The 2569-nt window shown below is 54.3% G+C and carries 2 protein-coding genes; one reads left to right on the forward strand and one right to left on the reverse strand.

The window, feature by feature from the left end:
• Position 1 precedes the first annotated feature (1 nt).
• Positions 2–796, forward strand: a complete 795-nt coding sequence (locus OB13_RS20855; RefSeq protein WP_461492110.1) for a manganese catalase family protein — start codon at positions 2–4, stop codon at positions 794–796.
• A 65-nt stretch (positions 797–861) separates the two neighbouring features.
• Here OB13_RS20855 and OB13_RS20860 read toward each other — a convergent pair whose 3' ends face one another.
• Positions 862–1923 carry a PA0069 family radical SAM protein gene (locus tag OB13_RS20860; RefSeq protein WP_461492111.1) on the reverse strand — a complete coding sequence of 354 codons (1062 nt, stop codon included), beginning with the start codon at positions 1921–1923 and terminating at the stop codon, positions 862–864.
• Positions 1924–2569 lie beyond the last annotated feature (646 nt).

The following is a 2569-nucleotide window of genomic DNA, read 5'->3' on the forward strand; positions in this document are numbered from 1 at the left end:
GCTGCAGCAGGCTATCGGGGGGATAGAAGGCGAAATCAGGGTTTGCATGCAGTACTTATTCCAGGCCTGGAATTCCAGGGGGCCTGTGCGGTACCGCGACATGCTGCTGGAGACAGGCACCGAAGAAATAGCGCACATCGAAATGCTGGCTACTGCCGTGGCGCTGAACCTGGAAGGAGCTCCGCTTTCCTTGCAAGAAGATATGGCAAAAGACAAAGTGATCGGGGCCGTGATGGGCGGCATGAACCCCCAGCATGTGCTTTCGGCCGGGCTGGGTGCTATGGCTGTGGATAGCAATGGCAATCCTTTCAACGGTTCCTGGATTATAAGCAGCGGCAACCTGGCTGCCGATATGTATGCCAACGTGATGGCCGAATCAACCGGGCGCCTGCTGGCTACCCGCCTCTGGGAAGCTACCGATGACCCGGGTATGAAAGATATGCTCTCCTTCCTGATCGCCCACGATACCATGCATCAGAACCAGTGGCTGGCGGTGCTGGAGGAACTGGGTGGTCTGAAGGGCGTACACCCTATTCCGAACAGTTTTCCGCAAAGCCAGGAAAACCAGGAATTCAACTATACCTTCGTAAGCACCCACATCGATCGTATGTCCGAGACGGATGCCCGTTGGGCCAAAGGACAATCCATGGATGGCAAAGGGGAGTTTAGTGTGATAACAGCAGAGCCGCAGGGAGGTGAGCCGCAACTCGGTGCGCCAGACCCGCGGGGACATGCGCAGGTAGAGCAGATGGATGGACAAGCCGGCATGATCGATAAGATAAAAGACGCTTTCTAGCGCCTGGCTATACCTTAAAGGTTGAAGCGGATGCGGGTGATTTAAGCCTGTGTACGCTTCGATCTTTAAAATAAGCTTGTCTGTTTACCTGCCCTGGTGCAGAAGTGGTTATAGTTATAAGGTTTCATGCTGCGCCCTGGCATGTACTTGCGCAGGCTCATGCTGAACAGCTTGCTGATGGTCTCCGCAAAACGTCCCTCCCCCCGCATGCGCACGCCAAAGCGGCTGTCGTTGAGCTGCCCGCCGTGACAATCTCCTATCTGGCTCAGCACCTTATCTGCCCGGTCCGGGAAGGCCTGGCGTATCCAGTCTTCGAAGATGGGGCCGATGCTGCCGTTGAGCCGCACGATGGTATAGGCGGCGCTGCTGGCTCCTGCCTCAGCCGATTGCTTTATGATAGCCGGTATCTCCGAATCGGTGAGGCCGGGGATAATCGGGGCTACCATTACATTCACCGGCAGACCGGCATCTGACAGCTGCCTGACTACCTGCAGGCGTTTGGAAGCGGAGACGGTGCGGGGCTCCAGTTTCTGTCGCAGTTTCTCATCCAGGGTAGTGATGCTGATGCTCACATGTACCAGGTCCAGCTGGTTGAGCTTTTGCAGCAGGTCGAGGTCGCGAAGGATGAGGGCATTCTTGGTGATGATGCTGACGGGGTGCCGGTACTGCAGCAGCACCTCCAGCATACGCCGGGTCAGTTGCTTTTTTGCCTCAATGGGCTGATAGCAGTCGGTGTTGCCGGCCAGCATGATGGGCATGACCTGCCACTTCTGGTTCTCCAGTTGTTTAGCCAGTACCTCCGGTGCATTTTCCTTGATGATGATTTTCCGCTCAAAGTCCAGACCGGCACCGTAGCCCCAGTACTGGTGGGTGTTGCGGGCATAGCAGTAGATGCAGCCGTGTTCGCAGCCCTGGTAGGGGTTCATGGAGTAGGTGAGGCCCAGATCCGGACTTTCCACCTTGTTCACAATCTTTTTGGGATGCTCGGCAAAGAACTCGGTTTTGCTGTTGGAGAGCATCGGCTCGTCCAGACCTTCGATGTGTGTGGCTACATATTCCTGCTTCAGATAAGGGTTAGCAGGATTATACTGCGCGCCTCGTCCCTTCAAATACTCTTCTGTTTTCATAGCGTGAAATTCTGTTAATCGTCTTTTCGTTTCCGTTATTCCAATATTGGTTGTCTTTTCGAGCACTCTTGAGGGGTGGGTCGAGCCACTGTAGCAATGAGCAACCTGGTATAAAGTAAGTTTAGGCCTATTCCTAAACCCTCTGTAGAGGGAAGTTCCTACAGCCGATCATCCTCCTCTTTTCCCCAAGAGGGACTTTTCTGCTGTTGCCATTAGGCAGGTATAAGCGCGGTAGAGAAGCTACTGCTCCACCGTACCCAACCACCCCTGCCCCTCCTTGTCCAAGGAGGGGAGCTTCTGCTTTTCAAGTTCGACAGCTCTTGTTTCATAGTCACTGCTAAGACACCCCTCTGGCTCCCCTCAAGGGGAGAATTCTTGTCCGAGTAGGTATAGCTGGCAGGTATAGCCAGACTAGCTTACAACCTCAGCTACGCAGGTATAGCATCTACCAGGTGCGCAACTGACGATTTTGTGTTTGAGCGTTCAGCGAGTTTAAAAGCGTCTTGATTCTTTTGCTTACTTTGGGGGTAGGGGCCCTCGATTCTCATCAAGGAGAAAAGTGAGGCCCCGCCGGCCAGGCGAAGCTATGAAACAGTACCAGGTTGCTATACCTGGAACAGCAGCTCCGCCAGTTACAAACTGGCCT

The sequence above is a fragment of the Pontibacter sp. HJ8 genome, from assembly GCF_054824225.1.

Bases quoted from the DNA above. Each gene is read 5' to 3' on its own strand.
- OB13_RS20860 (WP_461492111.1), bottom strand. From the start codon at position 1,923: ATGAAAACAGAAGAGTATTTGAAGGGACGAGGCGCGCAGTATAATCCT.